The sequence below is a fragment of the Sphingobacterium chuzhouense genome, from assembly GCF_014692525.1.
GTDB classification, from domain to species: Bacteria; Bacteroidota; Bacteroidia; order Sphingobacteriales; family Sphingobacteriaceae; genus Sphingobacterium; species Sphingobacterium chuzhouense.
The window spans coordinates 220770-246608 of sequence record NZ_JACNYL010000004.1; the positions used below are offsets into that span (position 1 = coordinate 220770).

The 25839-nt window shown below is 40.4% G+C and carries 21 protein-coding genes; 12 read left to right on the plus strand and 9 right to left on the minus strand.

The window, feature by feature from the left end; genetic code table 11:
- Positions 1–45: 45 nt before the first annotated feature.
- Entirely contained in the window at positions 46–2193 is a 2148-nt protein-coding gene (locus H8B21_RS17170; protein WP_190315095.1) for a prolyl oligopeptidase family serine peptidase, read from the plus strand.
- A 37-nt stretch (positions 2194–2230) separates the two neighbouring features.
- Here H8B21_RS17170 and H8B21_RS17175 read toward each other — a convergent pair whose 3' ends face one another.
- From H8B21_RS17175 to H8B21_RS17190, 4 genes are all read right to left on the minus strand, one after another.
- Positions 2231–3421, minus strand: a complete 1191-nt coding sequence (locus tag H8B21_RS17175; RefSeq protein ID WP_190315096.1) for a C1 family peptidase — start codon at positions 3419–3421, stop codon at positions 2231–2233.
- A 142-nt stretch (positions 3422–3563) separates the two neighbouring features.
- Complete coding sequence (locus H8B21_RS17180; protein ID WP_190315097.1) at positions 3564–4211, minus strand: carbonic anhydrase; 648 nt, start codon at positions 4209–4211, stop codon at positions 3564–3566.
- A 134-nt stretch (positions 4212–4345) separates the two neighbouring features.
- Positions 4346–5926 carry a SulP family inorganic anion transporter gene (locus tag H8B21_RS17185; RefSeq protein ID WP_190315098.1) on the minus strand — a complete coding sequence of 527 codons (1581 nt, stop codon included), beginning with the start codon at positions 5924–5926 and terminating at the stop codon, positions 4346–4348.
- Positions 5927–6114: 188 nt separating this feature from the next.
- Positions 6115–6453, minus strand: coding sequence for a hypothetical protein (locus tag H8B21_RS17190; RefSeq protein WP_317170409.1), 339 nt, complete (start codon positions 6451–6453; stop codon positions 6115–6117).
- Positions 6454–6624: 171 nt separating this feature from the next.
- Between H8B21_RS17190 and H8B21_RS17195 the strand changes: the two genes are divergently transcribed.
- The 3 genes from H8B21_RS17195 (at position 6625) to H8B21_RS17205 (ending at position 9918) form a co-directional block, all read left to right on the plus strand.
- A complete protein-coding gene (locus H8B21_RS17195; RefSeq protein WP_190315099.1) occupies positions 6625–8178 on the plus strand; it encodes a helicase HerA-like domain-containing protein in 1554 nt (517 codons plus the stop codon).
- A 64-nt stretch (positions 8179–8242) separates the two neighbouring features.
- Positions 8243–9157, plus strand: a complete 915-nt coding sequence (locus H8B21_RS17200) for a sugar phosphate nucleotidyltransferase (protein WP_190315100.1) — start codon at positions 8243–8245, stop codon at positions 9155–9157.
- A gap of 56 nt (positions 9158–9213) precedes the next feature.
- Positions 9214–9918 carry a TIGR02117 family protein gene (locus H8B21_RS17205; RefSeq protein ID WP_190315101.1) on the plus strand — a complete coding sequence of 235 codons (705 nt, stop codon included), beginning with the start codon at positions 9214–9216 and terminating at the stop codon, positions 9916–9918.
- A gap of 71 nt (positions 9919–9989) precedes the next feature.
- Here H8B21_RS17205 and dnaK read toward each other — a convergent pair whose 3' ends face one another.
- Complete coding sequence (gene dnaK / locus H8B21_RS17210) at positions 9990–11903, minus strand: molecular chaperone DnaK (protein WP_190315102.1); 1914 nt, start codon at positions 11901–11903, stop codon at positions 9990–9992.
- Between the two features lie 259 nt (positions 11904–12162).
- On the opposite strand from dnaK, the gene H8B21_RS17215 reads away from it, so the two are divergent.
- Together H8B21_RS17215 and H8B21_RS17220 are read left to right on the plus strand one after the other, a co-directional pair.
- Positions 12163–12714 (plus strand): thioredoxin family protein, encoded by a 552-nt coding sequence (locus H8B21_RS17215; RefSeq protein ID WP_190315103.1) that lies wholly within the window; start codon positions 12163–12165, stop codon positions 12712–12714.
- A gap of 81 nt (positions 12715–12795) precedes the next feature.
- Positions 12796–13152 carry an MmcQ/YjbR family DNA-binding protein gene (locus H8B21_RS17220; RefSeq protein ID WP_190315104.1) on the plus strand — a complete coding sequence of 119 codons (357 nt, stop codon included), beginning with the start codon at positions 12796–12798 and terminating at the stop codon, positions 13150–13152.
- A 6-nt stretch (positions 13153–13158) separates the two neighbouring features.
- Here the strand turns inward: H8B21_RS17220 and H8B21_RS17225 are convergent, their stop codons facing one another.
- From H8B21_RS17225 to H8B21_RS17240, 4 genes are all read right to left on the minus strand, one after another.
- Entirely contained in the window at positions 13159–14022 is an 864-nt protein-coding gene (locus H8B21_RS17225) for a GLPGLI family protein (protein WP_190315105.1), read from the minus strand.
- A 3-nt stretch (positions 14023–14025) separates the two neighbouring features.
- Positions 14026–16701 carry an outer membrane beta-barrel protein gene (locus H8B21_RS17230; protein ID WP_190315106.1) on the minus strand — a complete coding sequence of 892 codons (2676 nt, stop codon included), beginning with the start codon at positions 16699–16701 and terminating at the stop codon, positions 14026–14028.
- 159 nt (positions 16702–16860) lie between these two features.
- Positions 16861–18291, minus strand: a complete 1431-nt coding sequence (gene pyk / locus H8B21_RS17235) for a pyruvate kinase (protein WP_190315107.1) — start codon at positions 18289–18291, stop codon at positions 16861–16863.
- A 128-nt stretch (positions 18292–18419) separates the two neighbouring features.
- Positions 18420–18926 (minus strand): IPExxxVDY family protein, encoded by a 507-nt coding sequence (locus H8B21_RS17240; protein WP_317170410.1) that lies wholly within the window; start codon positions 18924–18926, stop codon positions 18420–18422.
- Between the two features lie 260 nt (positions 18927–19186).
- On the opposite strand from H8B21_RS17240, the gene H8B21_RS17245 reads away from it, so the two are divergent.
- From H8B21_RS17245 to H8B21_RS17270, 6 genes are all read left to right on the plus strand, one after another.
- Positions 19187–19426, plus strand: coding sequence for an acyl carrier protein (locus H8B21_RS17245; RefSeq protein WP_105717695.1), 240 nt, complete (start codon positions 19187–19189; stop codon positions 19424–19426).
- Positions 19427–19448: 22 nt separating this feature from the next.
- Positions 19449–20702 (plus strand): beta-ketoacyl-ACP synthase II, encoded by a 1254-nt coding sequence (gene fabF / locus H8B21_RS17250; protein WP_190315108.1) that lies wholly within the window; start codon positions 19449–19451, stop codon positions 20700–20702.
- 97 nt (positions 20703–20799) lie between these two features.
- Positions 20800–21540, plus strand: coding sequence for a ribonuclease III (gene rnc, locus H8B21_RS17255; RefSeq protein ID WP_190315109.1), 741 nt, complete (start codon positions 20800–20802; stop codon positions 21538–21540).
- 63 nt (positions 21541–21603) lie between these two features.
- A complete protein-coding gene (hisS, locus tag H8B21_RS17260; RefSeq protein WP_190315110.1) occupies positions 21604–23001 on the plus strand; it encodes a histidine--tRNA ligase in 1398 nt (465 codons plus the stop codon).
- 72 nt (positions 23002–23073) lie between these two features.
- Positions 23074–24069 (plus strand): pyruvate dehydrogenase (acetyl-transferring) E1 component subunit alpha, encoded by a 996-nt coding sequence (gene pdhA / locus H8B21_RS17265; protein WP_190315111.1) that lies wholly within the window; start codon positions 23074–23076, stop codon positions 24067–24069.
- Positions 24070–24113: 44 nt separating this feature from the next.
- On the plus strand, positions 24114–25793 hold the full coding sequence (locus H8B21_RS17270; protein WP_190315112.1) for a 2-oxo acid dehydrogenase subunit E2: 1680 nt from the start codon (positions 24114–24116) through the stop codon (positions 25791–25793).
- Positions 25794–25839: the final 46 nt, after the last annotated feature.

Consider the following 25839-nt stretch of genomic DNA (forward strand, 5'->3'; position numbering starts at 1 on the left):
ACTAATCAAAAAATCCTAACTTGCGCTTGGTTTAAAAAATTGGTTATGAATAAAAATGTAGGAATTATGCTGCTGGCATTGGGTTTTACAGCCTGCAACCAGGAGCAAGTTATTGAATCAAAAGATGACATCGTGCTAAAACCTTATCCAAAAACAGAAAAAATTGATCAAAAAGATGATTATTTTGGAACAGTTGTCGAAGACCCCTATCGCTGGCTTGAAGACGACCTATCCGCTGAAACCAAACAATGGGTAACTGCTCAAAATGAAGTAACACAAGATTATTTGGGACAGATTCCGTTCCGTGAAGCTATTCATAAGCGTTTGGAAAGTTTGTGGAATTATGAGAAAGTGGGCGCGCCAATTAAAGAGGGGGATTATATCTATTTCTATAAGAATGACGGGCTCCAGAACCAATATGTACTCTGGCGTAAAAAAGGTGAAGATGGAAAAGAGGAGGTTTTTTTAGATCCTAATAAGTTTTCAGAAGATGGGACGAGCTCATTGGCGGGCGTATCCTTCTCTAAGGATGGTTCCTTGGTCGCTTATCAGATTTCGGAAGGTGGATCTGACTGGAGAAAGGTTGTCGTGTTGAAAGCAGAAGACAAATCTGTTGTCGGGGATACGCTGATGGATGTTAAGTTCTCTGGACTGGCTTGGAAAGGTAATGAAGGTATTTATTATAGCAGTTACGACAAGCCGAAAGAGGGATCGGCATTATCCGCTATGACAGACCAGCATAAGCTATATTTCCATAAGCTAAATACACCGCAGACAGCGGATGAATTGGTATTCGGCGGACCAACAATGCCACGTCGTTACATTGGAGCGGGATTAACGGAAGATGAACGTTATTTAATTGTGTCGGCAGCGAATGCCACCTCAGGAAACGAACTATATATAAAAGATCTTTCTTCCCCTGATGCTGGATTCGTAACAGTGGTAGGTGACATGGATAAAAACCATGAGATCATAGATAATGAGGGTTCTAAATTATTCCTCTATACGGAGCTGGACGCACCAAATGGACGGGTAGTAACGGTTGATGCTGCTAAACCGCAATCCGAAAACTGGCAAACATTGATTGCTGAAACTGACGAGGCACTGGCACCTACGGTAGGGGGGGGTAAAATATTTGCTAATTACCTGAAAGATGCAGCTTCGCTTGTAAAGCAATACGACCGAAATGGGAAGCTAGAAAGAGAAATCGAACTCCCTGGCATAGGTTCTGCAGGTGGATTTGATGCGAAGCTGGAAGATAAAGATTTATATTATTCTTTCACAAATTACGTAAATCCGGTTACGATCTACAAATATGATATTGCATCTGGAAAGTCGGAAGTTTATCAGGAATCGGCTATCAATTTCGATCCTTCACAATATGAATCGAAGCAGGTGTTCTATCCTTCTAAGGATGGGACGAAGATACCGATGATCATTACATATAAAAAGGGTCTCCAGCTTGATGGTACAAACCCGACGATGCTGTATGGCTATGGCGGGTTCAATATAAGCTTAACCCCGTCCTTTTCTACCAGTAATATTATCTTGCTCGAACAAGGTGGTATATATGCTGTAGCGAACCTTCGTGGAGGAGGGGAGTACGGTGAACGTTGGCATCTTTCCGGTACGCAAATGAACAAGCAAAACGTATTTGACGATTTTATCGCGGCAGCAGAATATCTAGTTGACCAGAAGTATACTTCTCCGGAAAAATTAGCTATTGCGGGCGGTTCTAACGGAGGACTATTGGTTGGAGCGAGCATGACACAACGCCCCGAGCTTTTTAAAGTAGCTTTTCCTGCGGTTGGTGTGCTGGATATGTTACGCTATCATAAATTTACCGCCGGCGCAGGTTGGGCGTTTGACTACGGTACAGCTGACGATAGTAAAGAAATGTTTGAATATCTACACGCTTATTCACCTTATCATGCATTGAAGCCTGGGACGGCTTATCCAGCTACTATGGTGACAACGGCAGACCATGATGATCGGGTAGTGCCCGCTCATTCGTTTAAGTTTGCTGCCCGTTTGCAAGAATACCATAATGGAGATAATCCCGTTTTAATCCGCATCGATACAAAAGCGGGGCACGGAGCGGGAAAATCGACAGCGATGGTTATCGCTGAGCAAACGGATAAGTGGGCATTTATGCTCCAGAATATGGGGGTAGGTTATAAGGAAATAAAATAAAAAAAGAAGGGGCGTTATTCTTAACGCCCCTCGTTTTTTAGATACCCAATTGAGATTGCATATTTTTGGTCAACGCTTTTTTATGTAACAGGATGGAAATTGTTTTGTATCGCACATATTCTTTAGTCGCATACATATATCCTTTGTAATCATTCGATTCTCCCCAGGAGTTTTTCACGATATAGTATTCTTTACCATTTTGATCTTTAACAGTTCCCACGATGTGCATCCCGTGATCATCGGTAGTTGTATAGTTATCGAAAGCCTCTTGGCGTTGGGCAGGGGTAATTGTAGCTTCTGCTTTCGGGCCATTAAACATGCTTTCTAGTTCTTCAGGATTCATCTGTTCTATTGGTTTCTCGGGAACATACGCTACGCCGTTTTTCCAGCTAAAACTTTTCTCAGACACATCTGTCGCCCAAGCTACCGTATATCCATTCTGAAGCGCGTTGTCAATGATATCGGTCATATCGTCTATTTGTACATTGTAGAAACTTTCAAAAGACCAGTTGTCGGGAATAAGCAAAACAAATGGCTTATAATATGGATGTTCTTCGAATGATGAAATACCGATATAATCATCCGGATTTATGCCGATCACTTCGTCTGCAAATGTCCGAGGGGTGTACGTCTTTCCTTCATACTGGAAAGATTCAGGTACCTCACCTAAATAAGCGTCCATTGCGGCGGTAAAAGCGGTTACCCAAGTCTTACTTGGCTTTTTACTTTTTGCCACGGTCTCCGTTATCCCTTGAAGTATAGGGCTCATCTCTCCAAAATTATTGCGTTTTTGTCCCTCTTGTAGTCCAGTGTACACTGTTTGCGGAACAGCACCGTATTTACGGAAGATGGTTAACACATCATGTAACTGGCCACCATCTCCTTGTGCCTGCTCCCCATGTAAACGGACGAAATTTTTGGCTTTTTCGATATAGGTATTGCGCGCTGTATAGATAGAAGAAATCTCTACAGGTTGTTTGCCCATTCTGATCATTTCTGATTCTAGGAAAGAGTTGCCTGAATACGACCAGCAGGTGCCGGAAGATCCTTGATCTTTGATAGACGTATTTCCTAAATTGATCACTTCCGTGAATCGGAAACCCTCTTTGCTGTTGTCGCTGACATTGTGCTTTAACGCATTGATAAGATTATCCTGAGCGTTAACGTGTACAGAAGCCGAAAATGTGAATAAGGCTGCCGCTAATAATAATGATTTATTCCAGTTCATTGTTGTTAAGTAAAATTTTACGAAATTAAAATTTTATAATGAGCCCGGATTAGTTTCATTGTAAAAATCATAATATACCAAAAGAGACGCCTATATAGACGTCTCTTCTAATAATCTTAAACTTGAGTTATATTGGTGCTTATTATTTGAAAGCAAACACTTTTCCCAAGGTCTCGTTACCTGTAAACGTGTTATCCAAATCGATAAGTTTACCAGTAGCAATATCGATGACCATACCGTGTACCGCTAAATCTTGATTATTTTTCCATGCATTTTGTACGATGGAGGTTGTGCATAGATTAAATACTTGTTCTTTTACATTGAGTTCAATAAGACGGTTTACTTTTTCCTCATGATCTGTAATGCTGTCGATTTCGGTAGCATGCAGACGATAAACGTCTTTGATATGGCATAGCCAGTTGTCTATTACACCGAATTGTTGGCGGCTTAATGACGCGGCAACACCTCCACAACCATAATGTCCCGCCACGACAATATGTTTTACCTTTAAGACGTTTACAGCGTAATCGAGTACCGATAACATACTCATATCGGAATGCACGCACATGTTAGCGATGTTGCGGTGTACGAACACTTCACCAGGTCTGGAGCCTACTATCTCATTTGCTGGAACACGGCTATCCGCACAACCAATCCAGAGAATCTCCGGGCTTTGTCCTTTTGCCAGCTGCTGAAACCGTCCGGATGTATCATTTTTAACAAACTCTACCCAAGACTTGTTACCTTCTAATATTTTTTGAAAACCTAGTTCTAGTTCTTTATTTCCCATAATTACAATTGTTATTTCTTGTGATGTTATTAGTGGCTGAATTGAAACCCAGCCAATTTAGTACATTATTGTGAATATTATTATTAAATCTTTATTTTTTCCTTTTGTCACTGTTGCTAGCGACATAAAAGGTACTATACCTTTATTTGTTTTTTCGGCTGGATTATAGGTGCTACGCCGTTCTTTTTGTAGGTGACAGCATCCAATTCGATATCGATTCCTTTACTAACGGCATTCGTTTGAAAATCTTTCAAAACCTCAATAACATCTTTGTCGATGAATTTGCTGTATCTGCCATCAATTCGAATAGCTTGCACCCCTTTCGGTAAGCTATAGAGTTTCTGTTGGATGGGCACTTTGTTTAGAAAAGATACTTCTTCTGCAAGTGTCATAGTAACCTTTTTTTCACCGTTCTCCTCATTGATTTCCATTTTGAAAGCATTTTGCATATTTGCGCGGATAATATAGAATAGCGCTACAACGATCCCTATTCCGACCCCCATTAACAGGTCTGTAAATACCACTGCTACGATAGTTGCAAAGAAGGGAATAAATTGATCCAATCCTTTGCGTAACATTCTTTTAAACAGGCTCGGGTTAGCTAATTTATAACCTGTATGGAGTAGGATGGCAGCCAAACATGACAATGGAATCAAATTAATAAGAGCGGGAATCGCCAAAAGAGCGACCAAAAGCCAGAGGCCATGTAACATAGCTGATTGCCGCGTCCGCCCGCCAGCTTGTGTGTTTGCAGAAGAACGTACGATAACGGATGTCATCGGAAGCCCACCTAGAAAACCACTAGCCATATTGCCAACACCTTGCGCAACCAGTTCTCGGTTGGTTGGGGTAATGCGTTTAAAGGGATCCATTTTATCAACAGCTTCAATACTAAGCAATGTCTCCAAACTAGCAATGATAGCAATTGTAAAAGCCACTATCCATACATCTTTATTCAAGATTTGAGCGAAATCTGGAAAAATGAACAATTGTGTGAATTCTTGAAAAGAGCTCACGATGGGAATGACGACAAAGTGATCCGCATTGAGCTGCATGGTAGAGCCTTGGAAAACAGAAGCTAATCCAACTCCTAGTAAAACAACGACCAATGGTGCAGGCACTTTGTTAATACCTTTGATTTTTGGCCAGTAAATAAGGATGGCAAGAGACAATAAGCAGATCGTAGTCGCCCCCCAATTGATACCGGATAAAACCGTGTTTTGAACTGCAGCGATACCGCCTCCGGCATCGAGTTCGAAAGCATGTTCTTCTGATAACCCAAAAGCCAGTGGTATTTGTTTAAGTATAATGGTGATACCGATGGCGGCTAACATACCCAAAATTACAGCGGAAGGAAAATAGTTCCCAATCATACCGGCTTTGATGATGCCCAAGATGAGCTGTACAACACCGGCGATGACAACGGCGAGCAGAAAAGTTTCATACGCACCTAATTGTTCTATAGCACCTAATACGATCACCGTTAAGCCAGCGGCAGGCCCACTCACGCTGAGCGGAGATTTGCTAATGGATGCAACGACTAATCCACCTATAATTCCTGTTAATAGTCCGGCAAACAAGGGTGCGCCGGATGCCATTGCTATACCCAGACATAGTGGTAGCGCTACAAGGAACACCACAATACTAGCTGGGAAGTCATATTTTAAGTCTCTTTTCGATAATTTAAGAAAAGCAGACAAACGAGTTCCTGACATAAAATTTTAAATTTTTATCCGTTATCTATCTAATAAATCAAAATCAATTAAACCTGCATGAATTTACCGTACACAAAAGGCATGGATAGATCAGCTCATGTAGCTTCATTGCTTTTATGAAATTGTTTCAATGAAAACTCTATTGAGGTTGTAGAAAGCCTCAATCAAAGAAATAATGAAGATAAGGATTAACTGTTAGGAGGCGGGGGAGGAACGGATGGATGGAACACGCTAAAAAGACTTTCGTTTTTTAGATATCGCTTCTCTTTACCCAAGTTTTCGATAACCGGGCAAAATGATAGATAATCAGAAGTAGTTGTAAAGAGTTTCGCACCAGCTTCATGTAAATCTTCAGAAGCGTTGCTTCCTTTTGCTGTATTCTCAATTTCTAATTGAAGAACAACTTGTAGAATGGTCCCTTGATCTAGGACATTCACAAACATAGGTGTAGCCGAAATTAACATCTTTGTCATAAAGATGGCAAAACATAATTTCGCTGCTAAAACTCGTGTTGTCTTCGTTATCACGCTCTTTTATTTTGTACTTTCCAAAAATACGATTTTTTCTTTGGAAAAAATAGGGAAAGCAATCAATTAATGTTAATTTTTTATTAATTATCCATATCTTTCCCTATTTAATTGAAATTGTTACAAATATGTGGCATTTTTGTTGCTTTAGGGGAACTTAATTAATCATGTATGGCGTCCAGTATAGAATTTATCAAAAAAATCACGGCATCCTATAATCCCAAGGGAGAATATATCCAATTAGGCTCTGGTATATTGGGTGATGAAGTTATTGCAGACGCTAAGGTGAACCTGGCGCTGAAAATTATGAATCGTCATGGACTCATTGCCGGTGCGACCGGTACAGGGAAAACCCGCACACTACAATTGATTGCAGAGCAACTATCAGATAAAGGCGTACCTGTTTTTATGCTCGATGTTAAAGGTGATTTGTCCGGACTGGCGGAACCAGGAAAAACAAATGATGCACTCATAGAGCGAGGAAAGCTTGTAGGAATTCCGTTCGAACCCGCGCATTTTCCTTTAGAAATATTCTCTCTTAGTGGGAAGCTGGGAGCGCCTATGCGGATTACGGTACAAGATTTTGGACCTATTTTGTTAGCAAGAATATTGGATTTGAACGATACACAAACAGGTGTATTATCTGCCATATTTAAATATGCAGAAGATCAACAGTGGGAACTGATTGACTTAAATGATGTAAAGAAACTGCTTACTTACTTGGCAGATGGTCCGGGAGCAGAAGATATAAAAGATATTTACGGAAAAATAAGTACAGCAACTTCTGGTACTATTTTACGGAAAATTGTGGCGGTAGAACAACAAGGTATAGCGCATATTTTTGGAGAAAAGGAATTTGATATCCAGGATTTATTTAACAGGATAGATGGTCGTGGTGTGATTACGTTGTTGAATATTTCGGATATTCAAGATCAACCGTTGGTGTTTTCTACCTTTCTGTTAAGTCTTTTAGCGCAATTGTTCAAGAAACTGCCGGAAGTAGGTGATTTAGACAAGCCAAAGCTGATTTTTTTCTTTGACGAGGCACACTTATTATTTAATGGTGCTTCAAAAGCATTTCTCACACAAGTTGAGCAGATAATACGTTTAATCCGTTCGAAAGGGATAGGTGTATTTTTCTGTACACAAGCAGCAACTGATATTCCGGCGTCTGTCTTAGGGCAATTGGGTAACCGTGTGCAGCATGCGCTGCGGGCTTTTACACCCAATGATGCGGATAACCTACGTAAAACGGTAAAGACATATCCTTATTCTCCCTTCTATGAAATCGACAAGGTCTTGACTTCATTAGGAACGGGGCAAGCGTTAATTACGGTACTTAACGAAAAAGGTATTCCCACGGAAGTGGTGGCTACACACTTGGTGCCGGCAAGGGCAATTATGGGGCCTTGCCAACCAGAAACTTATGACCGAATCACAGCAGGTTCAGAATTTTATAGCAAATATCAAGAGCGTCTAGAGAGAAGAAGCGCAGCGGAAATTGTGGATGAAAAGATCGCGGTCTTTGAGGCTAAGGAGGAGCAGGAAAAAGCAAAGAAAGAGACGCAGAAATCAACAAGTCGTAGTATAGGTAGACGAAGTTCTAGACAGACGCCGATGGAAGCGGCGAAAACACAGGCTTCTCGTACATTAGCCCGAGAGGGTGCAAAGCTTTTGGGAAAACTGGCAAATGGCATCTTAAATGCCATGTTTAGAAAGAAATAGATAGAATAAATTTCTATCTTTGTCACACCTGATTTTTTGTAATTGATTAATAATAAAATAGATAATGAGTAAACCAACATTGTTAATTCTAGCCGCAGGAATGGCGAGTAGATACGGATCGTTAAAGCAGATTGATGGGTTCGGCCCACATGGAGAAACTATCATTGACTATTCGATATACGATGCTATTCGTGCCGGCTTTGGGAAAGTAGTATTTATCATTCGAGAAGAATTTTTGGAAAAGATGCGTGAGGTCTTCGACGAAAAATTAAATGGTAAGATCGAGGTAGATTATGCTTTTCAAAGTTTTGACTTGACGAAATTTGGTGTCGATAGGGTAATCGAACGCACAAAGCCTTGGGGAACTGCACATGCTGTTATGAGTGCGAAAGACCATATCAATGAGCCTTTTTGTGTGATTAATGCGGATGATTTCTATGGCAAGGATGCTTTTGAAAAAATGGCGGCTTTCCTGCGTGATGAAGTTACAGATGAAAAAATGGCTCTTATGGGGTTTAAGGTTGGTAATACGATGTCAGATTACGGGTATGTTTCCCGAGGGGTATGTGATGTAGACGGAGAGGGGAATATGGTTTCGGTAACGGAGCGTACAAATATCTATTATATTACAGACGATGCCGGAAAAAAGAAAATTGTTTATGAAGAAGAGGGAAAACAGCATGATTTAGATCCGAACACCAGGGTATCAATGAACTTCTGGGGCTTTACACCACGAATTTTTGAAGTAGCTCAAAGCATGTTTTCTAAATTTGTGGAGGAGAACGGTGATAATCCGAAGTCGGAATTTTTTATTCCTTCTGTCCCAGATTATATGGTAAAGAACAACATGGCTAGCTTTCGGGTCATCCCGACTTCTTCCAAGTGGTTCGGAGTGACATACAAAGAGGATAAGCCCATTGTCCAGAAGTCTATTTCCAACCTGGTCAAGGAGGGGGTATATCCGGAAAAATTGTTTTAGAATCTTGAATTTTTTTGAAAGGTTGATTGAAAAATCGACCTTTTTTGTTTTGATATATGACATTCATTAAGAGTACCGCAAAAGTTTTAGCTAAGATTATTTTAGGAGTCATAGCCTTTGTTGTGCTTTATTTTCTTGTTGAAGCGATTCTGTCGAGAATTCCTGGGTATACAACCAAAAGGCGAGATCAAGAACAACCTAAAGACATTGCCATATATGTGATGTCCAATGGTGTGCATACGGATATCGTTTTGCCTGTTAAGAACGAAATTATAGATTGGTCCGCTGTCTTTCCTTTTGAAAACACACGGGCTCGGAACCCTAATCAACATTATATAGGAATAGGTTGGGGGGATAAAGGCTTTTATTTGAATACTCCCGAATGGAAGGATTTAAAATTATCCACTGCGCTGGTCGCTGTGCTAGGAATGGGGGAGACGGCATTGCACATTACCTATTATTATCGTGTGCTAGAAAATGATAGGTGTTACAAGGTGATGATTGATGAAAATCAGTATAACATTATTAAGAATTATATTTTGGAAAGTTTGGATCAAGACTTGTCGGGCAATCCAGTGTATATAGAAACAGCAGCACAATACGGTCAGCATGATGCCTTTTATGAAGCCAAGGGAGCCTATCACTTGTTTTTTTCATGTAATACGTGGACAAACAAAATGCTCAAAAAAGCGAATCTACCCGCTGGTATTTGGACAGTATTTGATAAAGGGATTCTAAGGCACTATAGGGATTTAAGATAATAGCTGCTTTACAAAAAAAGCCCCGATAGAAAATCCATCGGGGCTTTTTATTGTATTATTAACAAACAAAACTATTTCACTTCTTCAAACTCTACGTCCTGTACGTCGTCACCGCCTTGTTTATTGTTATCCTGTGCTTGACCGGCGTCGCCTTGCGGCGGCTGTTGCGCCCCTCCTTGTTGTGAGGCAGCGTACATTTCTTCCGAAGCTGCATTCCAAGCGTTTTGAAGCTCTGCAGAAGCTGCATCGATGTCTGCGAAATTTTTCGCAGCATAAGCGGATTTCAATTTTTCTAAACCTGCTTCGATAACACCTTTTTTATCTGCGGATAACTTGTCGCCATATTCTTTCAACTGTTTCTCTGTTGAGAAGATTAAGGCATCAGCTGTATTTATTTTTTCTGCTTCTTCTTTTACTTTTTTATCTGCTTCAGCATTCGCTTCCGCTTCTTGCTTCATTTTTTGGATTTCTTCCTCAGATAATCCGGAAGAAGCTTCGATGCGGATATTTTGCTCTTTACCTGTAGCCTTGTCTTTTGCCGATACTTTAATAATACCGTTAGCATCAATATCAAATGTTACTTCGATTTGAGGTACGCCACGAGGTGCTGGCGGAATATCCGTTAACTGGAAACGTCCAATCGTACGGTTTTGTGATGCCATCGGACGCTCTCCCTGTAGAATGTGAATTTCTACAGATGGCTGGTTATCCGATGCCGTAGAGAATACCTCTGATTTTTTGGTCGGGATAGTTGTATTTGCTTCAATTAATTTGGTCATTACGCCACCCATGGTTTCGATACCTAATGAAAGCGGCGTAACATCTAGCAACAATACATCTTTTACTTCTCCCGTTAATACACCGCCTTGAATGGCAGCTCCAAGTGCTACTACTTCGTCTGGGTTTACTCCTTTTGACGGTTCTTTGCCAAAGAAGTTTTTTACTGCATCTACGACAGCTGGTATACGGGTGGAACCTCCAACCAAAATGATTTCATCAATATCGGAAGTAGAGTAACCTGCGTTTTTCAAGGCTGATTTACAAGGTTCGATCGTGCGTTGAACTAAATCAGCAGCTAAAGACTCGAATTTAGCACGAGAAAGTGTACGTACTAAGTGTTTAGGGCCTGTTGCATCAGCAGTGATGTAAGGCAAGTTGATTTCTGTTGAAGTCGTGCTGGACAATTCGATTTTAGCTTTCTCTGCAGCTTCTTTCAAACGCTGTAGTGCCATGGCATCTTTTTTAAGATCGAAGCCATTGTTTTCATTTGCGAATTCTTCTGCCAACCACTTGATAATAACATTATCAAAGTCATCACCACCTAAGTGGGTGTCACCATCTGTTGATTTAACTTCAAACACACCATCGCCAAGTTCTAGTACGGAAACGTCATGTGTACCCCCACCACAGTCGAACACGACAATTTTCATGTCTTTGTGCGCTTTATCTAAACCATAAGCCAATGCTGCTGCGGTTGGTTCGTTGATAATACGTTTTACGGTAAGACCAGCAATTTCACCAGCCTCTTTGGTAGCTTGACGCTGTGCATCGTTAAAATAAGCAGGTACCGTAATAACTGCTTCGCTTACTTCCTGTCCTAAGAAATCTTCTGCCGTTTTCTTCATTTTTTGAAGAATCATGGCCGAAATTTCTTGTGGTGTATATTTGCGGTCGTCGATTTCAACACGTGGTGTGTTGTTATCACCTTTTACTACTTTATAAGGTACTTGTTCCGCTTCTTTTATAGATTCATCATACGATAAACCCATGAAACGCTTGATAGAATAAACTGTTTTGTTAGGATTAGTGATAGCTTGACGTTTTGCAGGATCGCCTACTTTACGTTCACCACCTTCAACAAAAGCAACAATAGAAGGCGTGGTACGTTTCCCTTCATTGTTTGCAATAACTACCGGCTCGTTACCCTCCATCACGGCAACACATGAGTTTGTAGTACCTAAGTCGATTCCAATAATTTTTGACATATCTTGTTTTTTAATATTTACGAATTAGTAATTAACTTTTATTTTTAATGATATGCTATGTCTTTATCAACAGCTGTGCCAAGGTTAAAATCGTCATAAAAATGTCTTTTATGTCGTTTTTCTTTCAGGTTGTTCTGTCAAACTGTCATTATGTAGCCTATGATTCCTGACTCGTAAGCCGTAACCAGTCACGAATCAGGAACATGAATTTCGAATTACAGAAATAATTAGTAAATTCGTCTGGTAAGATAACATAAACATGACCTTTCAGGAATACTTAGATTATTTTGAACAAATTTTAGCTTCTCCGGAAGAATACGACCCCTACGGGGATGAAGAATATTTAAATTACACGAAACTAAATTGGTCGAGAATGAACCGGTGGCTGAAACGGTTTGAACCAAGCGATGCTATGAAAAACTTAATAGCGAGCATGACCGAACCTCAGCACTGGATTGTGATCACGGAGCCTTGGTGTGGAGATGCGGCTCACTCGGTAGCCCAACTCTATCAGATCGTAAAAAATAATCCAAATATTGACTTCGAAATACAACTCCGTGATAAAGATCCGTTCCTTATCGAAGACTACCTTACTAATGGAAGTAAATCCATTCCTAAACTTATTATCCGAAACGATGTAGGACATGATAAGGTGATATGGGGACCCCGACCACAGAAATTGCAGGACTTGTTTATCCAGATGAAAGAAGAGGGACGTTCTTTCGAAGAAATCAAAGAGCTTACACAGAAATGGTATAACGAGGACAAAGGAATAGAATTGCAAAAAGAGCTGCTTGCTCAATTAAGCTAATTGTTTAGCGTATTAGCGATTAATAGCGTCAACCGTCCTCGTTGCAAAAAGGGCGGTTGGGGAACTGCCAAATGCTAGGAAATGAACATTGAAGACATTCGGGAATATTGTCTTGCTCAGCGGGGCGTAACAGAAGAATTGCCTTTTGGCCCAGATACTTTAGTATTTAAAGTAGGAGGAAAGGTGTTCCTATTGGTAGGGTTGGATCAAGTGGAATCTTTGTGTTTCAATGTGAAATGTGATCCTGACGTAGCTGTTGAGTTACGTCTGAACTATCCCAATACGGTTATCCCTGGTTATCATATGAATAAAAAGCACTGGAATACCGTTTATTGTAATAGACAGCTTCCTGATGAGCGTTTGAGGACGTTTATCGATGATAGCTATGCACTGGTTTACAACTCTCTATCTAAAACAGTAAAAGAAAGCATAAAGTAACGTTAATCAATAAATCAAATTTTCCAATAAGTTTCGTCGTTGTTGTTGAGCATTGCCTCCCCCACCAAGAAATCGATTGTTGCCTAATGCATCGAAAAAGTCGTTCATCGTCATGGGTTTACTTTTTTTGTCTCGCCATTGATTGGGCACGTTGTCTACTACAAAATCTACTTTACGTGCCCAGTAATTGATATGCATTTCAGGAATGGCAAGCCCCAGTATCATACCTGGAAGTCCATGTATTAACGCTGGTCCTCCCGATATGGGGATTTGATCGGTATAAAAAGCTACGATATACAATGAATCGGGCGTAGCACCATTAACACGTCGACAATCATATCCTGCTATATTTCGATACTCATCGGTAAAACGCCAGGTAATCTGCTGTAATGAATCCTGCAACAGGTATTTTTCATCTAAATCCAGTTCCAATTCACTCGTGCCGTTACGGAGATTTTGATAATACACTCTATGTTCGCCTGGTCTTGTGGATTGTCGACTATTTGCTGACCTAGTTCGGTTCATATTTCTATTACCGCTTCTACCTGCACCGCCTCGACCTGGCGTCGCTGTATTTTCAGTCGGTTCTTCTGCTTCGGCGCGAACCATGAGTGTTTCGTCTTCGTCAAACCGGAGCGTGAACATCGACGAGTTTTTCTCGGGAATATCATTTATATTGCCGCCGAATCGCATCATCATGCCACGATTTCTTCCCTCAGCTCGATTAGTCATTTCACGCATCCTTGCCCTTACGTATACTTCTTTTTCAAAGCTGATAATGCCTTTGTGCGGGAAATAGGCGTGTTGTGCTGCTGCTTCAAAGAAGTAAACGCTGCAGAAAATCACATACACTAAAATCAGTTTCTTCATCTTTTAATCTCCACTTTTCTTTCCTAAATTCTTGTTAAAGTCCCATTTTACACCAACCATAAAGTATTGGGTAAGCATTTCCTGTTGCGTTTCAGAAAAACTGTTGCTGTTGAAAGAACGGTTGGTATTGTTAAAGCTATTAAATACGTCAAAAGCTTTAATACTCAGCAACAACGATTCGTCTTTCAGTAGTTTGCGCGTAAGTTCTAAATTCATGTAGAATTGTTGGATAGGCTCAGGGAAAACCTTGGATTTACCGGTATAGCTATAAAACAATACTTGGGTGAGGCTAAATTTAAACGGAAGAAAATATTTTAGATCAGCATTTGCTGAAGAACGGAATGCGGTATTGTTCAGCTGTCTCTGAATAGTATTTACCTCATTGTTCACCCCGAGGCTTAAATTGAGGTTAAAGTCTACATTTTTCGAGTTCTGCTTATTTGCATTGATTCCTGCATTGGCATTGGTGTTATTGCTGCGATTGAGATCGCCATTGATAAACCCATAATTGTTGCTGAACTGCACAGAGGTGAATGGGCCAAACTGAACGCTGCCGTTTAAGATAGGGCGGGTGTAGTTGGCGTAAACACGTCCGTTCCAGTTAATATGGTCTTGAATGTTGACGAATGTTGTGGTCGTTCTTCCCTCATCGTCAATAATAGAGCGGTTAACAATAGCATTTTTGGTAAAACCACTATTCGCGTTGATGTTAAAGGAAGATGCTTTCAACAAACTAAACTTATTAAAGTTGAAGTTTATATTATTGTTTGTTTCCCGTTTCAAATCTGGGTTTCCGAGCTGTCGATACAACTCGTTTGTAGGTGGCTGTATCGGTTGTAACTGAGAGAAACTTGGTACATTGGTATTGTTTTGGTAACCTATCGTAAGATTCTTATTATTCGTGATTCGATAGGACACGTTTGCATTCAAGTTGTTCTGCCAGAAGTTTCTGGAAAGTCCGATATCCCGGTAACTGTCCGTTAGCTCTTGATGTCGGTGCATTGTCCGATTGGATAGGTTTACGTTCAACTTATTACTGTGGAAGTTTAAGTTGACATTCATGCCGTTGGTATGCGAATTGTTTGTTTCATTTTTTGAATATAGACTATCCAAAGTGCTAATAGCATCGAGATTATTATCATATGCATTAACGAGGGCATTTCGGGCAGAGGTATTGAAGTTGTAGCCCAATGTAAGATTTAGCTGTTTCGTTATCGGCTCGCTGATGTTAATAGATGCACCCAGATTATTGCTTTTATTTTCAGATAAACGTGTTTGGTCAACAATCACCGTATCTTGGATAACACCGAATGTATCATATAAATTTGTTTGTTCATCTACCTGATTGGCAGATGTAGAATTGTCTACTTGTGTATTTAGATGAAGGTTTAAGCTCCGACCATTTTTATTTAATCGCCTCCGATAGTCTACCCGTAAATTAAGATTTTCACTATCACTTTCACTATTATTCCGACTTTCAAATTCGTTAGCTTTTACGTTTTCGTTTCGCAAGGTGCTACTGGACGAGCTAGAAGAAGAGGTTTGTTGTCCTTTGCCACCGTTTAATTGTATGTTTAAATTGCTTATAGAATCGATCCGATAACGAATTTGTGAACGCAAGACATGGTTTTTACTGTCGTTTTCCGAACTTCCTTCTCTTGTGGTTTCCTGTGTTTGATTGTCGTTCAATACACGTTTGTTATAGCTGTTGGATTCGTTTGCCGTACCATTATTTGTGAAATTATAGCTCGAAGTTAAATGCAGCTTTTTTTCAAAAAAATTGTTTTCGTAGTTCATGCCCGCACTTTTATGCGTTGGGCGTCCGATGATTTGGTTATTCATACGGATTCGACTGGCGTCACCGTTGTTCCCCATATTATTCCAGTTGCCTGTAATGGCGAGGCGTTCCGATCTGTTGAATTTTGCGGCGAATGCGTTAAGGTCGAAGAGCCCTTGCGTACCGATGCTCGCATTGGCATTTCCGAATATGCCGCGTCTTGCCTCTTCTTTCAACACAACGTTAACCGTCTGATGTCTTACCCCATCGTCTATACCTGTCAATTCAGCCTCTTCCGATTTTCGTTCATATACCTGGACTTTATCTACAGCATCAGCTCGGACATTGCGAATAGCAATCTTAGGGTCGTATCCGAAAAATTCTTCTCCATCAATCAAAACTTTGGATACACTTTTTCCTTGCGCGGTAATTTCGCCGGAAGCAGATACTGTTAAGCCCGGTAACCTACGTAACAGGTCTTCTAATTTGGCGTTCTTCTCCGTTTCAAAGCTGCCTGCATCGTATTCTATCGTATCTCCTTTGATCTTAATGGGGATTTTCTGGTTGATGACAACTTCTTCCAATAGATTGGATTGTGAGTTGATACCGATTGTTTTCAGATCAGTATTGTCGTTTTTTATTTCTAACGGTTGGCTATAAATCTCGAATTTGGGATAGGTAATTAATAATAAGTATTCTCCTTTTTCTATTTTTTCCAAGCTAAATTTACCGCTAGGGTTAGCTCGTGTAAAATACCGCATGATGGAATCCGTGTCCAAAAGAACTATAGACGCATTCTCCAATGCTTTTTGGTCTGCTTGGTCGACAACCACCCCTTGTATGGATTGTGCAAACAGATAATGGCTAATAATGCACAGAAAAATAAGTATACTCCTTTTCATTAATTAAAGCTAGTAAGTCAAAGAAAAGAAGAAAAAGGGTAAAATCATGTTAAATTGACACTTGTAATAGCTTTGATACAAAATCGGGGTTCGTACTTGTGAGTCGTTATTAGTACGAATCATAAGCACGAACCCCGAATCACGAGTTACGAATTGCTGTTAGCTTAATTGCGAAACCCGAATGGTATTCGTTTTTCCTTTTTGATGTAATGGAGTGGAAGCAGTGTTGATGACGATCTGTCCCGGAGATACGAGATTAAGCTCTTTAAGTAAGCCATTGACATCTTGGATAGTTCCATCCGTACTCTCAAATTTACTATATACGAAAACTCTTACGCCCCATAATAAACTTAATAAGTTTATCAGCTTTTTATTGCCTGTAAATACATATATGTCAGTATTCGGGCGATAGCTCGAAATCTCAAACGCGGTATATCCCGAAGACGTCATAACGGCGATGGCTGATGCATTGGTATTTTTTGCAAGATGTATCGAGGAACTGCAAATAGCATCTGGTATCTTCGTAGTATTGGCATGAATGCTATCTTTATGGCTGTAATAAGGATAAGATGTGCGTTCCACCTGTGTAATTACCTTCGCCATGGTTTCGATAACAATTTCCGGGAACTCTCCGACCGAAGTCTCTCCGCTTAACATTACCGCATCGGCACCGTCAAGTACGGAATTGGCAACGTCGTTTACCTCAGCACGTGTAGGACGAGGTGTCGTGATCATACTTTCCAGCATTTGGGTAGCGATAATAACTGGTTTCGAAAGATCACGGCATTTTTGTACGATCATCTTCTGTAAACCGGGTACTACTTCCATCGGCATCTCCACACCAAGATCTCCACGGGCTACCATAATCGCGTCTGTAGCTTCAATAATGGCATCAATATTATCAATGGCTTCCGGCTTCTCAATTTTAGCAATAACTAGCGCATGGCTTCCTTTTGCCTTGATGATTTCCTTACATTGGTGAATATCGTCCGCCGAACGTACGAAGGACATAGCGATCCAGTCTGCCCCATTATCCAAAGCGAAGTCGAGATTGTCCAAATCCTCTTCTGTAAGGGACGGTATAGAAACTTTTGTATTGGGAAGATTGACACCTTTGCGGGAAGTCAATACACCACCATGTACCACTTGGCATTTTACTGTATCTTTGTGGTTCGTGCTGATGACTCTCAATTGTAGCTTGCCATCATCCAATAGGATAATTTCATTCTCTTGAACATCATTAGGGAAATTTTCATAAGTGATATATATACGATTTTCGTCACCTATGAGTTCTTCCGTAGTAATCTCTACTTCCGCACCATTTACTAAGATGGCACCGCCTTCTTTCATTTTACCGATACGGATTTTAGGACCTTGAAGGTCCGCCAGAATTCCAACGTTAAAGGGGTATTCGTTATTAATTTCTTGGATGGTTTTAATCACTCTGAGGTGGTCGTCTTGGCTGCCGTGGGAGAAATTAAGACGGCAAACATCCACACCTTTTGCAATCATGTTGGTCAATATTGTCTTATCCGACGAGGCCGGACCTAGTGTGGCAACAATTTTTGTCCTTTTTTGAATCTTGTTCATTTACAGTGTTTTATTTATGTATATTTTATCTTCTTAAGAAGTAAACAGTATTGTGCAAAAATAGCAATCTGTTTAATAAGTTAGGTTTAAGAAAGTGTAAATTTTACACTTTGCATTAATTTAAAGCGCTAAAATATAAGATTTTCTTTGGATTTCAATGAAGCTGGGTCTAACTTTTTGGTTAGCATGACCTCATGGATACCCTTTATTTCTTCTAGTAATGTATGGACATCGTCTAGGTCGATATAGTGTTTGATGATTAAAAAGTAGTCAAAATTTGGGAGCTCCGGTAGGAGAAAAACACCCTCTAAGCTGCGGTTGTTGATGATGTAGAACTCAAATTCAAAATTGTCATCACAATAGCGATAAATAGTAAAATAATGTTTAAGGAGCTTCTTTTGTTTGTTTCTTTCGTACACGATATGATAATCCATTTCATCTCGCTCCTTTTCTTTTGCATATCCTTTATGATCGACATAATCTTCTTTTCCACGAACAAACGCCAGACCAGCATGTTTGTAAAGGAAATGGCAAAGTCTATAGTCGCGTAGTGGAGAACTGATGCCAATCAGTACAAAATCGAGTTCAATATCGAAATCGAGATCAAGTGTTAGATGTTTTTTTGTTATGCTCACAGTTTTCGAAATTAGGAAAAAATCAACTGTAAAGCATATTTTCGTCTATTTTCTATCTAAAATGCACGTTGATTTTAAAGTTCTTGGTATAAACAAAAAAAATTGTTAATATTGGATACGCTCTTTATGGTAGCGGTTTTTGGACTGGTTAGGAAGCCGGGACGTTCTTCTTTCCCATCATCAAGTCAAAAAAGGGTTTGATATTTGGGGAAATTTATTTTTCTTTGCACAGATTTATTAAACAATTAAATTATAAAATCATGTCAGATATCGCATCAAGAGTAAAAGCAATTATCGTTGAAAAGTTAGGTGTAGACGAAGCAGAAGTAACACCAGAAGCTTCATTCACGAATGATTTAGGTGCAGACTCACTTGACACAGTTGAGTTGATCATGGAGTTCGAAAAAGAATTTAACGTGGCTATTCCAGATGATCAAGCTGAAAACATCAGTACAGTAGGTCAAGCTATCTCTTATTTAGAAAAAAACGTTAATAACTAATTTATTAGGCCAAACATATTTAATGGAGCTTAAAAGAGTAGTTGTAACAGGGTTAGGCGCCCTTACACCTTTAGGAAATGATGTTTCAAGTTATTGGGACGGATTGGTTAATGGTGTGAGCGGCGCTGCTCCTATTACGCATTTCGATGCATCAAAATTTAAGACCCAATTCGCTTGTGAAGTGAAGGGATTTGATCCACATAACCATATGGATCGCAAAGAGGCTCGCAAGGTCGATCCTTTCGTTCAGTATGCTATCGCCTCTACAGATGAGGCTGTAAAGGATGCTGGACTAGAATTCGATAAACTAGACAGAAACCGTATAGGCGTTATTTGGGGGGCTGGTATTGGCGGGCTGACCACTTTTACAGAAGAAGTGGCAAACTTTGTCAGAGGTGGCGGAATACCTCGTTTCAATCCTTTCTTTATTCCGAAGATGCTTATTGATATAGCTCCTGGCCACATTTCTATGCGCTATGGATTGCATGGGCCAAATTTTTCGGCAGTTTCTGCCTGCGCCTCTGCCACGAATGCAATGATTGATGCCTTTAACTATATTCGATTAGGGAAGGCTGATATTGTTATCACCGGCGGATCAGAAGCGACGGTAAATGAAGCCGGGATAGGTGGATTTAATGCAATGCATGCCTTGTCTACCCGCAATGATGACCCTAAAACGGCATCTCGTCCGTTTGACAAAGATCGTGATGGTTTTGTCTCGGGTGAAGGTTCCGGAGCTATCATCTTGGAAAGTCTAGAACATGCGCTGGCACGTGGAGCTAAGATTTATGCCGAAGTCGCGGGTGGTGGTATGAGTGCAGATGCACACCACATTACCGCATCTCATCCCGAGGGGCTGGGCGCTAAATTGGCAATGAACATGGCTGTTACGGATGCAGGGCTTGAACTTTCGGATATAGATTATATTAATCTTCATGGTACATCGACGCCGGTTGGCGATATCAGCGAACCAAAAGCAATTATCGGCTTATTTGGTGAGCACGCCTATAAAATGAATCTCAGTTCGACAAAATCCATGACAGGACATCTTCTAGGTGCGGCAGGAGCTGTAGAGGCTATTGCTTCCATTTTGGCGGTAAAAAATGATATTGTACCGCCTACAATCAACCATTTCACAGATGATCCGGAGATTGATAATAATCTAAACTTTACATTTAATAAGGCGCAGAAACGCGAAGTAAATGCTGCATTGAGTAATACATTCGGTTTCGGTGGTCATAATGCATCCATTATTGTAAAGAAATACCACTCTTGATATTGAATAAATATTAGGAATAGGGGATTATTAAGATACAAATAATAGGTGGTTTCGAAGAGAAACTGCCTATTACTTATTTATATCATAATACTTAATGCCGTTCTTGAGGATATATTATTTATACTTTTCGCCGCATAAAGCTTACGTTCGTAAACTAAAGAATATTCTTGGATTTGTTCCGGGGAATATCAAGTTGTACCAGATGGCTTTTCGCCATAAATCTGTTGCAACCACGATCAAGGATGGTGTAAAGAACAGTAATGAACGACTCGAGTTTTTGGGGGATGCGGTATTAGGTTCCGTCATTGCGGAGCTGCTATTTAAGTTGTACCCTTACAAAGACGAAGGTTTTCTGACAGAACTTCGCTCTAAAATCGTTAGTCGTGCCAATTTGAATCAACTATCCCGTAAGTTAGGTTTTAGCGAGTTGATAGAATACGATGCACGTATGATCAGTTATCCAAACAAGCAGGGCTCTTTGCTTGGGGATGCTTTTGAAGCTGTCGTTGGAGCAGTGTATATGGATAAAGGGTATTCATTTACACGGGAATTTCTGTTAACGAGAATTATCAAGCCCCATGTTGATATCCATACGTTGGAAATTACCGAAACCAATTTTAAGAGTCGACTCATTGAGTGGTGTCAGCATTTTGGTAAGGAGATTCAGTTTGTGCCGGTCGAGAATCCACCCGGCGAATCATCCAAATTATTTACAGTGAAAGTCGTTGTAGACGGTGAGGTGCAGGGTGTAGGAAAAGACTTTAATAAGAAGAGTGCTGAAAAACTAGCAGCGGAAAAGGCTTGCGAGGAGTTGAAAGTGTTTGAGGTTGTCTGAAGCGACGAGCTTTTGTTTCTTTTTCGCGGAGAAAAAGAAAGAAGAAAAAGTTACCTTTGCCTTATGGCAAATATCAAACCTTCATTAGCTAAAGGTACGCGCGATTTCTCTCCTCGAGAAATGGAAAAGCGAAATTATATATTCAATACCTTAAGAACTGTCTTTAAGAAATTTGGTTATAACGAGATTCAAACCCCTTCGTTCGAAAACTTATCTACCTTAACAGGAAAATATGGAGAAGAGGGAGATAAGTTAATTTTTAAAATCCTCAATTCAGGAGATTATCTGGCTAAAGCGCCGGAGGATTTTTTGAATGCAAAATCATCTAATAAATTAATTCCTCATATTTCAGAAAAAGCACTTCGTTATGACTTAACTGTGCCCTTCGCTCGATATGTTGTCATGCATCAACACGAGATTGCATTGCCTTTTAAACGCTTCCAGATACAACCTGTGTGGCGTGCGGATAGGCCACAACGTGGACGATATAGGGAGTTTTATCAGTGCGATGTCGACGTAGTGGGTTCTTCGTCATTGCTTAACGAAGCCGAATTTATATTGGTTTACCAAGAGGCTTTGGCAACTCTGGGGCTGAAAGATTTTACGATCAAAATCAACAACCGTAAGATTTTGTCGGGTATTGCCGAAGTGATAGGAAAGCCGGAACTGATTGTGGATATGACCGTGGCCATTGACAAACTGGATAAGATTGGGTTGGATGGTGTGAACAAAGAGTTGTTGGCACGAGGCTTTACAGAGACAGATCTGGATGTATTGAAACCCATTATTCTGCTTGATGGTTCCAACGACGAAAAGCTCTTGTCTTTAAAGAGGGTGTTGTCTGCTTCTAACGTTGGTTTACAAGGTATTGCAGAGATAGAAGAGGTATTCCGTTATCTGAAGAATTTTGGAGTAGAGCGGTTGTTAGATGATTTTATAGAAGTAGATATTACGCTTGCGCGTGGATTAAATTACTACACGGGTTGTATTTTTGAAGTAAAGACCAACGAGGTTTCGATGGGAAGTATCGGAGGTGGAGGTCGATACGATGACCTAACGGGTATGTTTGGGCTAAAGGATCTTACAGGGGTGGGTGTTTCGTTTGGTGCCGATCGTATTTATGATGTTTTGGAAGAGCTGAATCTTTTCCCTGGCTCCACTTCTGCTTCGACTCAATTGCTGATTGTGAATTTTGGAGAGGAAGCTTGTCAGCATACACTTCCTTTGTTGTACAATCTTAGAGAAGCTGGTATTGCCGCTGAGCTTTATCCTAACGCTGCGAAGTTGAAGAAACAGATGGGATATGCGGATGCGAAACAGATTCCTTATGTGTTATTGATAGGAGAGGAGGAGATGGCATCAAGTGTTTATTCTTTGAAGGATATGGCTTCGGGAGAACAGCAGAAAGTTTCGGCAGAACAGTTACTTGCTTTTTTGACAAAAAACGCCATTTCCTGCTAAAATATTGTCCAATATATCGTTATAAATGATTAGATTTGTGGTCGGATTAGTTAAGAAATTCAATACTTCAAAATGAGTTCAACACCTATAACAAAAGAAACATACTTAGAGTGGTATAAGTCCATGTTACTTATGCGTAAATTCGAGGAAAAAGCAGGGCAACTATATGGTCAACAAAAGATCCGCGGATTTTGTCACCTTTATATTGGTCAAGAAGCGGTTATGGCAGGTACTATTTCTGCTACCAGGCCGGATGATTCCGTTATAACCTCTTATCGTGATCATGCACATGCTTTGGCAAAAGGTATGTCTGCGAACGAGTGTATGGCAGAGCTTTTTGGAAAAGTGACAGGTTGTTCGAAAGGTAAAGGTGGCTCGATGCACTTTTTCTCTAAAGAACATAAAATGATGGGCGGCCACGGTATCGTTGGTGGACAGATTCCTTTGGGTGCTGGTATTGCTTTTGCTGAGCAATATTTGGGGAAGGATAGCGTCAACGTATGTTTTATGGGTGATGGCGCAGTAAGACAGGGAGCGCTTAATGAAGCTTTCAACATGGCGATGTTGTGGAAGCTGCCGGTTATTTTTGTGTGTGAGAACAACGGATATGCTATGGGTACCTCTGTAAAGCGTACCACAAACATGATGGATATCTATAAAATGGGTCATGCTTTTGATATGCCAAGTGCTCCTGTAGATGGAATGGATCCAGTAGCTGTACACAATGCTATGGATGAGGCAGTTCAACGTGCTCGTGCTGGAGAAGGACCAACTTTCTTGGAAATTCGTACTTACCGTTATAAAGGACATTCTATGTCAGACCCTGCTAAATATCGTACAAAAGAAGAGTTGGAGGAGTATAAAGGTAAAGATCCGTTAATTACCACCAAAGCTGCTATTATGGAGAATAAATATGCAGATGAGGCTTGGTTCAAGGAAGTAGAAGCTGAAGTAAAAAAAGTTATAGACGAAGCTGTGAAGTTCGCAGAAGAGTCTCCTTACCCAGATCCTTCAGCCATCTATGAAGATGTGTATGTACAAGAGGACTATCCTTTTATAAAGGAATGATTTAGCGAATTACTTTAACTTAAAGATATAATCTACTATACAATATGGCTGAAGTAGTAAAAATGCCGAAAATGAGCGACACCATGACCGAAGGTGTAATCGCTAAATGGCACAAAAAAGTCGGTGATAAGGTAAACTCCGGTGATTTAATTGCCGAAGTTGAAACAGATAAAGCAACAATGGATTTTGAGTCTTATCAAGAAGGCACATTGTTGTACATAGGCCCAAAAGAAGGTGAAGCGGTAGCGGTTGACGCCGTAATTGCCGTTTTGGGAGAAGAAGGAGAGGATTACAAAGCCTTATTAGAAGGAGATGGTTCAGCTTCTAAAGACTCTAAAAATAAAGAGGAAAAAGAAGACGAGAACAAAGAGGAAACTTCTAAGGCAGAGGAATCTGCTTCGGATGATGCCGATGATGATTCATCGTCTGTTTCTGCGGAAGACCTAGATTGTACAGTTATCACGATGCCATTGTTGAGTGATACGATGACAGAAGGCGTAATTGCCCAATGGAATTTCAAAGTAGGAGATACCATTAAGTCTGATGACGCTATTGCAGATGTGGAAACAGATAAGGCAACAATGGAAGTAACGGCTTATGCGGAAGGCACATTGTTGTATGTTGGTGTAGAAGCTGGGCAAGCTGCAAAAGTGAATGATATTATCGCTATTGTTGGTCCAGAAGGAACAGATGTGACACCATTGCTTAAGCAAAAATCAGGTTCTTCGACTAAAGCTTCCAAATCGGAAGAGCCTAAGCAGGAAAAGTCGCAATCAAAAGAAGAGGCACCAGCATCAACTTCTACTTCTTCTGAAGCATCAGATGACTCTCGGGTCAAAGCATCGCCTTTGGCGCGCAAAATAGCGAAAGATAAAGGCATCAATTTAAATGATGTAAAAGGTTCTGCTGATGGTGGACGGATCGTAAAGAAAGACGTAGAGAACTTTGTGCCAAAAGCAAAAGAAGTAGCTTCTTCATCTACACCAGCATCTGCAGCGGCTACAGAAACCAAAACAATATCTTTACCACAATATATTGGTGAAGAAAAATATACGGAGCAAAAAGTTTCACAAATGCGTAAAACAATTGCTCGCCGGTTATCGGAATCCCTTTTCACAGCTCCACATTTCTATTTGACTATTTCAGTAGATATGGACAACGCGATCGAAGCGCGTGGTCAAATTAATACGGTGGCGCCAGTGAAAGTATCATTTAATGATATCGTTATCAAAGCAGTTGCTGTAGCATTGAAACAACACCCTGCCGTGAATTCTTCGTGGCAAGGAGATACGATCCGTTTTAATGAACATGTAAATGTTGGAGTAGCAATGGCTGTAGAAGACGGCTTATTGGTGCCAGTTGTACGTTTTGCTGACGGTAAATCATTGTCCCATATTTCTGCGGAAGTGAAAGAGTATGGTCAGAAAGCAAAAGCTAAGAAATTACAACCCTCAGACTGGGAAGGTTCTACTTTCACCGTATCCAATCTAGGTATGTTCGGAATAGACGAGTTTACGTCTATTATCAATTCGCCAGATGGGGCTATTTTGTCTGTGGGAGCTATTCAGCAGGTTCCGGTGGTAAAAAATGGTGCTGTCATTCCAGGCAATATCATGAAGCTGACTTTGGGCTGTGACCACCGCGTGGTTGATGGAGCTACTGGAGCAGCATTCTTACAAACGTTGAAAGGCTTATTGGAAGCGCCAATTAGACTTCTGGCATAAACATAAGTGTTTTAATATTAGGACAAAGGAAAGGACATCTATAGAA

What these genes read in the sequence shown, in the direction of transcription:
- H8B21_RS17170 (WP_190315095.1), top strand. Translation starts at nt 46, where the DNA reads ATGAATAAAAATGTAGGAATTATGCTGCTGGCATTGGGTTTTACAGCC.
- H8B21_RS17175 (WP_190315096.1), bottom strand. Translation starts at nt 3,421, where the DNA reads ATGAACTGGAATAAATCATTATTATTAGCGGCAGCCTTATTCACATTT.
- H8B21_RS17180 (WP_190315097.1), bottom strand. Translation starts at nt 4,211, where the DNA reads ATGGGAAATAAAGAACTAGAACTAGGTTTTCAAAAAATATTAGAAGGT.
- H8B21_RS17185 (WP_190315098.1), bottom strand. Translation starts at nt 5,926, where the DNA reads ATGTCAGGAACTCGTTTGTCTGCTTTTCTTAAATTATCGAAAAGAGAC.
- H8B21_RS17195 (WP_190315099.1), top strand. Translation starts at nt 6,625, where the DNA reads ATGGCGTCCAGTATAGAATTTATCAAAAAAATCACGGCATCCTATAAT.
- H8B21_RS17200 (WP_190315100.1), top strand. Translation starts at nt 8,243, where the DNA reads ATGAGTAAACCAACATTGTTAATTCTAGCCGCAGGAATGGCGAGTAGA.
- H8B21_RS17205 (WP_190315101.1), top strand. Translation starts at nt 9,214, where the DNA reads ATGACATTCATTAAGAGTACCGCAAAAGTTTTAGCTAAGATTATTTTA.
- dnaK (WP_190315102.1), bottom strand. Translation starts at nt 11,903, where the DNA reads ATGTCAAAAATTATTGGAATCGACTTAGGTACTACAAACTCATGTGTT.
- H8B21_RS17215 (WP_190315103.1), top strand. Translation starts at nt 12,163, where the DNA reads ATGACCTTTCAGGAATACTTAGATTATTTTGAACAAATTTTAGCTTCT.
- H8B21_RS17220 (WP_190315104.1), top strand. Translation starts at nt 12,796, where the DNA reads ATGAACATTGAAGACATTCGGGAATATTGTCTTGCTCAGCGGGGCGTA.
- H8B21_RS17225 (WP_190315105.1), bottom strand. Translation starts at nt 14,022, where the DNA reads ATGAAGAAACTGATTTTAGTGTATGTGATTTTCTGCAGCGTTTACTTC.
- H8B21_RS17230 (WP_190315106.1), bottom strand. Translation starts at nt 16,701, where the DNA reads ATGAAAAGGAGTATACTTATTTTTCTGTGCATTATTAGCCATTATCTG.
- pyk (WP_190315107.1), bottom strand. Translation starts at nt 18,291, where the DNA reads ATGAACAAGATTCAAAAAAGGACAAAAATTGTTGCCACACTAGGTCCG.
- H8B21_RS17245 (WP_105717695.1), top strand. Translation starts at nt 19,187, where the DNA reads ATGTCAGATATCGCATCAAGAGTAAAAGCAATTATCGTTGAAAAGTTA.
- fabF (WP_190315108.1), top strand. Translation starts at nt 19,449, where the DNA reads ATGGAGCTTAAAAGAGTAGTTGTAACAGGGTTAGGCGCCCTTACACCT.
- rnc (WP_190315109.1), top strand. Translation starts at nt 20,800, where the DNA reads ATGCCGTTCTTGAGGATATATTATTTATACTTTTCGCCGCATAAAGCT.
- hisS (WP_190315110.1), top strand. Translation starts at nt 21,604, where the DNA reads ATGGCAAATATCAAACCTTCATTAGCTAAAGGTACGCGCGATTTCTCT.
- pdhA (WP_190315111.1), top strand. Translation starts at nt 23,074, where the DNA reads ATGAGTTCAACACCTATAACAAAAGAAACATACTTAGAGTGGTATAAG.
- H8B21_RS17270 (WP_190315112.1), top strand. Translation starts at nt 24,114, where the DNA reads ATGGCTGAAGTAGTAAAAATGCCGAAAATGAGCGACACCATGACCGAA.